Consider the following 6,827-nt stretch of genomic DNA (forward strand, 5'->3'; position numbering starts at 1 on the left):
GGCGGCCGCCACAACGCCTTCGCCGTCAGTCGCCGCGATACGCCAATGCGGGCGGTGTCAGACACCCTGATACGCCGGCCCGCACCCAACCACCCCGCCACTTGGTGTCTGACACCTCAGGCCACGGCCGCGGCAACGCCTATTGCGGCGGCCGCCACAACGCCTTCGCCGTCAGTCACCGCGATACGCCAATGCGGGCGGTGTCAGACACCCTGATGCGCCGGCCCGCACTGAACCATCCTGCCACTCGGTGTCTGACACCTCGGGCGACGGCGGGCTCGGTGTCTGACACCACGGGTGACGGCCGCGGCAAGGCCCGTCGTCACGGCGAGGACCGGCCGCTAGTCGGCACAAGGAAAACCCAGGCTTGACAAGGCAGGGCAAGGGCAATGTTTCACTGCGTACCCAAATAACAACGGCTGTCGGGAACGTCCGGCATAGTGCGGTAAGATTGGGCGAATGTATTCGATGGAGCAGTGATCGTGAGTGAATCTCCCAATCCCGTACCGGGTTCCCAATCCCCGGATCTGCGCACGCTGACGCATGTTTCCTACGGCCTGTTTGCGCTGGGCTTCCTGACTGGCGGTATCTTGGGTGTGGCGACGCTCGCGGCCGTGGTGCTGATGTATCTGAAGCGCTCGGATACCGCTGGCACGGTCTATGCCTCGCACTTCGATTGGCTGCTGCGCACGTTCTGGTGGTCGCTGCTCTGGCTGGCGATCAGCTTCGTGTTGATGCTGATCTACATCGGCTGGATCGGCATGGTGGCCGCCGTGATATGGGTGCTCTATCGCTTGATCAAGGGCTGGCTGGCGCTGCTTGAGGGCAATCCTCCGTCCAGCTACGCCTGAGCGGCTATCGACGCCCACAAGCCGGCCGCGAGCCGGCTTTTTTGCGCGTGCGCGCTACCGTGCGACGCGGCGGGCGGGATAGCAAGGGAAGCGAGAGAGGGGAGGCGAGAGAGAGGCGATGCAGGACAGCATGGCCGGGTAGGCAGGACAGCGGCTCCCGGCCTGCTTGGGCGGGCACTGGCGGTGCCGCGTGCAAGGAAGGGACGTACGAGGTACGCCCTCGACCCTGCTGCTTACTTCAGGTGAGCGTTGACCAGCTTGGTCAGTTCGAACATCGTGACCTGATCCTTGCCGAAGATGGGGCGCAGCTTGGCGTCGGCGTTGATGTTGCGCTTGTTGCTGGCGTCTTGCAGGTTGTGCTTTTTGATGTAGTCCCAGATCTTTTTGGTGACCTCGGTACGCGGCACGGCTTCCGAGCCGATGACAGCGGCCAGCTCGGCGCTGGGGGTCAGGGGCTTCATAAACGCGGCATTCGGTTTGCGCGTGGTCGCGGTTTTGGAGGGTGTGGCCATAATGCGGCGCTCCTTCTCTGGATGTTGGAAAAAATGTCCTGCGGGCCGCAGCATAACGTGTCTCCAGGGTAAAGACAAAGGCATTTATCCTCTGTAGCAACTAAAATCGGCCTATACACACCCCTTCGCCATGTTCCTGTAACGTCCTATGTACGCACGCTCTCCGCTCGAGTCGATCCGGCTTTTCCATGACGAGTTGACGGCCCTGCGCCGCGATTTGCACGCCCACCCTGAATTGGGGTTCGAAGAGGTGCGGACTTCCGGCATCGTCGCCGGCGCCCTGGAGGCCCTGGGGGTGGAGGTGCACCGCGGCATCGGCAAGACGGGCGTGGTGGGGGTGATCCGCGGCAAACGCTGCGATAGCGGTCGGATGATAGGTCTGCGGGCCGATATGGACGCCCTGCCCATGGGCGAGGACAATGATTTCGCGCACAAGTCCACCAAGCCGGGGCTGATGCATGGCTGCGGCCACGACGGGCATACGGCTGTCTTGCTGGGCGCGGCGCGCTATCTCGCCCAGACGCGCAATTTCGATGGCACGGCCGTGCTGATCTTCCAGCCGGCCGAGGAGGGCCGTGGCGGCGCCAAGGCCATGATGGACGACGGCCTGTTCGATACCTTCCCCTGTGATGCCATCTATGCCCTGCACAACTGGCCAGGCCTGCCTCCAGGCACCATAGGCGTTAATTCCGGTCCGATGATGGCGGCGGCCGACCGTTTCGAGATCGTCATCAACGGCCGGGGCGGGCATGGCGCCCACCCCTACCAGACCATAGACCCCGTGACGGTCGCCGGCCATCTCATCACGGCGCTGCAGACCATTGTGTCGCGCAATGTGAATCCGCTGGATTCTGCCGTGGTGTCCATCGGCTCGGTCCAGGCCGGCCATCCCGGCGCCATGAGTGTGATTCCGCGCGAGGCCAAGATGGTGGGCACCGTGCGCACCTTCCGCAAGTCGGTGCAGGAGATGGTCGAGACGCGCATGCGCGAGCTGGCCACCTCGATCGCCGGCGCGTTCGGAGCGACCACCGAGGTGAACTATGAGCGCATCTACCCGGCTACGCTCAACACGCCGCAGCACGCCACGCTGGTCGCCGATATCGCCACCGAGATGGTGGGCAAGGATAAGGTCGTGCGCGATCTGATTCCGTCCATGGGCTCGGAGGATTTTTCGTTTATGCTGCAAGCCAAGCCTGGCGCCTATTTCCGCCTTGGACAAGGCGGAGCGGAGTCGGGCTGCGTGCTGCACAACTCCCGTTTCGATTTCAATGACGCCGTGATTCCGCTGGGCAGCGCCATGTTCGCCGCCCTGGCCGAGCGCGGCATGCCTTTGGCCGAGTAAAGGCCCTCATTCATGCCCAACCCTGCTCAACTTTCGATCACCCGCCCCGACGACTGGCACCTGCATCTGCGCGATGGCGCGGCGCTGGAGGCGGTGGTGGGCGATACGGCGCGCCAGTTCGCGCGCGCCATCATCATGCCCAACCTCAAGCCGCCGGTGACGACCACCGAGCAGGCGCTGGCCTATCGCGAGCGCATTGTCGCGGCCTTGAAGAAGACCATGGGCGATACGGTGGATTTCAATCCGCTGATGACGCTCTATCTGACCGACAACACGCCGGCGGCCGAGATCGAGCGCGCCAAGGCCAGCGGCCAGGTCTATGCCGTGAAGCTATATCCCGCCGGCGCCACGACCAATTCCGATGCCGGCGTCACGGACTTGCTGGGCAAGTGCGGCGCGGCCCTGGGCGCCCTCGAGAAAGCCGGCATGCCTTTGCTGGTGCATGGCGAAGTCACGGATCCGGCCATCGATGTCTTCGACCGCGAAGCGGTCTTCATCGAGCGCGTCATGCAGCCGCTGCGCCGTGCCTACCCTGGCCTGAAGGTGGTGTTCGAGCACATCACCACCAAGGACGGCGCCGAGTATGTGCGTGACGCCGAGGGGCCGATCGCCGCCACGATCACGCCGCAGCACATGCTGTACAACCGCAATGCGATCTTCCAAGGCGGTGTGCGCCCGCATTGGTATTGCCTGCCCATTCTCAAGCGCGAAGCGCATCGCCAGGCCCTGGTCGCGGCGGCGACCAGCGGCAGCCCGCGTTTTTTCCTGGGCACCGATAGCGCGCCCCATGCCCGCGGTCTGAAAGAAAACGCCTGTGGCTGCGCCGGCTGTTATACGGCGTTGCATGCCATGGAGCTTTACGCCACGGCCTTCGAGAACGCGGGCGCCCTGGACAAGCTCGAAGGCTTTGCCAGCCACCACGGGCCGGATTTCTATGGCCTGCCGCGCAATACGGGCAGCCTGACGCTCTTGCGCGAGGATTTCACCATCCCCGAGGAAGTGCCTTTCGGCGATACCTCGCTGGTGCCCCTGGCGGCCGGCGAGGCCTTGCGCTGGCGCGTCAAGGGCTGAGGCGCGCGCGGCGGCCCGGGGCGGCTCAGCCGCCGCTGGCCGCGCGCCGTTCTTCGAGCGCTTCCCAGCGTTCGAACTTGGCTTCGAGATCTTTTTCGATGCGGGCCAGTTCGGCCTGGATCCGTTCGACTTCCTGGGGCGCGTCGCGATAGAGGCTGCCGTCGGCCAGCTTGGCGCTGAGCGCGCCTTGCTCGGCCTCCAGGCCGGCGATCACATCGGGCAATTCTTCGAGCTCGCGCAGTTCCCAGGAGCTGATCTTGGCGGCCCGCGCCGGTTTGGCGCGCGGCGCGGCGGCCGGGGCCGCGGGAGCCGGCGCGGGGGCCGGTGTGGCCGCGGCGGGTTGCGGGCGCTGCAGCAGCCATTCGTCATAGCCGCCGACATAGTCGCGCCAGCGGCCCTCGCCCTCGTAGGCGATGGTCTGCGTGACCACATTGTTCAGGAAGGCGCGGTCGTGGCTGACCAGCAGCACCGTGCCCGCGTAGTCCTGCAGCAGTTCTTCGAGGAGTTCCAGCGTTTCGATATCGAGGTCGTTGGTGGGCTCGTCCAGCACCAGGACATTGGCCGGCCGGGCGAACAGCCGGGCCAGCAGCAGGCGGGCGCGCTCGCCGCCTGACAGGCTGCGCACCGGCGAGCCGGCGCGGGCGGGCGAGAAGAGAAAATCGCCCAGGTAGCTCATGACATGTTTGCGCGTGCCGCCGATCTCGACCCATTCGCTGCCGGGGTTGATGATGTCGGCCAGCGCGGCGTCTTCGTCCAGCTGGGCGCGCATCTGGTCGAAATACGCGACCTCGACATTGGTGCCGGTGCGCACGCTGCCGCTGTCCGGCGGCAACTGGCCCAGGATGATCTTCAGCAGCGTGGTCTTGCCGGCGCCGTTGGGGCCGATGATGCCGATGCGGTCGCCGCGCAGAATGGTGGTCGAGTAGTCGCGGACCACGGTTTTGTCGCCGAAGACCTTGCTGACGTCGCGCAGCTCGGCCACGATCTTGCCGGAGCGTTGGCCCTGGGCGACCGCCAGGTTGACGTTGCCCACGCGCTCGCGCCGCTCGGCGCGCTCCACGCGCAGCCGCTCGAGCCGGCGGACCCGGCCTTCGTTGCGGGTGCGGCGGGCCTCGACGCCTTTGCGTATCCAGACCTCTTCCTGCGCCAGGAGCTTGTCGAAGCGGGCCTGCTCCAGGCGTTCGGCCTCCAGCCATTGCGCCTTGCGCTCCTGCCACTGGCTGAAATTGCCGGGAAAGCTCAACAGCCTGCCGCGGTCCAGTTCGACGATGCGCGTGGCGATGGCGTCGAGGAAGCGGCGGTCGTGGGTGATGATGACGGCGGCGCCTTTCCAGGTGCGCAGCAGCTCTTCGAGCCAGGCGATGCCCTCGAAGTCCAGGTGATTGGTGGGTTCGTCCAGCAAGAGCAGGTCGGGCTGGTCGACCAGCGCGCGGGCCAGGGCCACGCGCTTGCGGGTGCCTCCGGACAGGCCCGCGATCAGGGCGTCGGCGGGCAGGCCGAGTTTTTCCAGGGTGGCGCGCACGCGCGCCGGGCGTTGCCAGTCTTCGGGATGGGCTTGCTCGTCGCTCACGACCTCGTAGACGGTGCGCGTTTCGTCCAGCTCGGGCTCTTGCTCGACCGTGACCACCCGCAGGCCGGATGTGCGGCTGATATCGCCGTCGTCGGGCTGGCTGCGGCCGTCCAGCAGGCGCAGCAGCGAAGACTTGCCCGCGCCATTGCGCCCGATCAGGCCGATGCGCTCGCCCTCCTGGATGGCGAAGTCGGCATGGTCTAGCAGGGGATGGTGGCCGTAGGCCAGCTGGGCATTGGTCAGGGAGATAAGCGTGTTTTGAGCCATGGGGATTCTGCGCGAAACGTAGCCCGTATTGTCGCAGGAACCGGCCGACGGGGCTGGGTGTACTACAATGCCCGCCGCAAGGCAGATCGGGCAATCGCGGTGGTTCGTCCATCGAGGAAGGTCCGGACTCCACAGGGCGGGATAGCGGCTAACGGCCGTCCGGCGAGGCGCGCGAGCGTCAAGCCGAGGAATAGGGCCACAGAGACGAGTCTGCGGGGCGGGCATTCGCAAGAATGCACCGGCACGGCCATCTCCGTGCCGCGGCGGCCGGCAACGGCCTCCGGCATCGCAGGGTGAAACGCGGCAACCTCTATCCGGAGCAACACCAAATAGGCATGCGCCGGGCCTTCGGGCCTGAAAGGGCGGCTCGCTCGAGCATGCGGGTAGGTGGCTAGAGCGTTCCAGCAATGGTTCGCCCAGAGGAATGATTGCCCGCCAGGGCAACCTGGCGTACAGAATCCGGCCTATAGATCTGCTTTGCTTTTTTCTTCTTCGCGTCGCGATAGGCCCATGGCCGGCGACCCGCGCCACGACTCCCTTATCCGCCGACTGGTCCGAGCGAGAAACCGCTTGTTTGCGGCCATTTCTTGACTAAGGACTTTGAGTTCCCTGCGCAAGATCCTGATTTATCAGGATGTTTTCTCTGTCCCTTCATTCGCAAGTTGCTCTAAGTCCTTGTTGTGATTGAAAAATTTGCAACTGCCGGCTTGACCCGTCTTGTGCCTTCCCGTAGAGTGGGAAAAAGTAGGAATTTGTGCAATTAAGTGGGGCAAATCTGTGTTTCAGGGAAGCAGCGCGCTCACGTTGGATGCCAAGGGCCGGATCTCGATTCCGACCCGGCATCGTGACGCCCTGGTGTCGCAGGCCGAAGGCCGGCTGACCCTGACTCGCCACCCGGACGGCTGTCTGCTGGTCTATCCGCGACCCGAGTGGGAAAAGAAGCGCGAGCAAATCGCGGCTTTCCCGATGTCGGCGCGCGCGCTGCAGCGGTTGTTGTTGGGTAATGCCCAGGACGTTGAGATCGACGGCTCCGGCCGTGTGCTCATCGCTCCCGAACTGCGCAACGCTTCCGGAATGACGCGCGACGTGATGCTGCTCGGCATGGGCACGCACTTCGAGCTCTGGGATGCCGCTTCCCTGGCCCGCCGCGAGGCGGAAGATCTGGCCCAGGGGATGCCGGACGTGTTGAACCAGTTTTCGTTCTGAAACCGACT

Annotated in this window: 6 protein-coding genes and 1 other RNA gene; 5 read left to right on the forward strand and 2 right to left on the reverse strand. The window is 65.1% G+C overall.

The genetic code is table 11. The annotated features are described in order from the left end of the window. The first annotated feature begins 476 nt into the window (after positions 1 to 476). Positions 477 to 851, forward strand: coding sequence for a DUF4870 family protein (locus tag L540_RS08230; RefSeq protein ID WP_043215304.1), 375 nt, complete (start codon positions 477 to 479; stop codon positions 849 to 851). A 233-nt stretch (positions 852 to 1,084) separates the two neighbouring features. Here L540_RS08230 and L540_RS08235 read toward each other — a convergent pair whose 3' ends face one another. After that, the gene (locus tag L540_RS08235; RefSeq protein WP_025517203.1) at positions 1,085 to 1,363 is read right to left on the reverse strand and encodes an SWIB/MDM2 domain-containing protein; all 279 of its coding nucleotides are present in this window, start codon (positions 1,361 to 1,363) and stop codon (positions 1,085 to 1,087) included. Positions 1,364 to 1,511: 148 nt separating this feature from the next. Here L540_RS08235 and L540_RS08240 point away from each other — a divergent pair, with 148 nt between their 5' ends. Continuing rightward, positions 1,512 to 2,705 (forward strand): M20 aminoacylase family protein, encoded by a 1,194-nt coding sequence (locus tag L540_RS08240; protein ID WP_043215303.1) that lies wholly within the window; start codon positions 1,512 to 1,514, stop codon positions 2,703 to 2,705. Positions 2,706 to 2,717: 12 nt separating this feature from the next. Continuing rightward, the gene (gene pyrC, locus L540_RS08245; protein WP_043215302.1) at positions 2,718 to 3,776 is read left to right on the forward strand and encodes a dihydroorotase; all 1,059 of its coding nucleotides are present in this window, start codon (positions 2,718 to 2,720) and stop codon (positions 3,774 to 3,776) included. Between the two features lie 25 nt (positions 3,777 to 3,801). Here the strand turns inward: pyrC and L540_RS08250 are convergent, their stop codons facing one another. Then, positions 3,802 to 5,613 (reverse strand): ATP-binding cassette domain-containing protein, encoded by a 1,812-nt coding sequence (locus tag L540_RS08250; protein WP_043215301.1) that lies wholly within the window; start codon positions 5,611 to 5,613, stop codon positions 3,802 to 3,804. Positions 5,614 to 5,691: 78 nt separating this feature from the next. On the opposite strand from L540_RS08250, the gene rnpB reads away from it, so the two are divergent. Both rnpB and mraZ read left to right on the forward strand, forming a co-directional pair. Further along, positions 5,692 to 6,096, forward strand: an RNA gene (gene rnpB / locus L540_RS21220) — RNase P RNA component class A. A gap of 294 nt (positions 6,097 to 6,390) precedes the next feature. Further along, complete coding sequence (gene mraZ / locus L540_RS08255) at positions 6,391 to 6,819, forward strand: division/cell wall cluster transcriptional repressor MraZ (protein WP_029578489.1); 429 nt, start codon at positions 6,391 to 6,393, stop codon at positions 6,817 to 6,819. Positions 6,820 to 6,827 lie beyond the last annotated feature (8 nt).

This window comes from Bordetella pseudohinzii (assembly GCF_000657795.2).
Taxonomy (GTDB): Bacteria; Pseudomonadota; Gammaproteobacteria; order Burkholderiales; family Burkholderiaceae_B; genus Bordetella; species Bordetella pseudohinzii.

What these genes read in the sequence shown, in the direction of transcription:
- pyrC (WP_043215302.1), top strand. Translation starts at nt 2,718, where the DNA reads ATGCCCAACCCTGCTCAACTTTCGATCACCCGCCCCGACGACTGGCAC.
- L540_RS08250 (WP_043215301.1), bottom strand. Translation starts at nt 5,613, where the DNA reads ATGGCTCAAAACACGCTTATCTCCCTGACCAATGCCCAGCTGGCCTAC.
- L540_RS08240 (WP_043215303.1), top strand. Translation starts at nt 1,512, where the DNA reads ATGTACGCACGCTCTCCGCTCGAGTCGATCCGGCTTTTCCATGACGAG.
- L540_RS08235 (WP_025517203.1), bottom strand. Translation starts at nt 1,363, where the DNA reads ATGGCCACACCCTCCAAAACCGCGACCACGCGCAAACCGAATGCCGCG.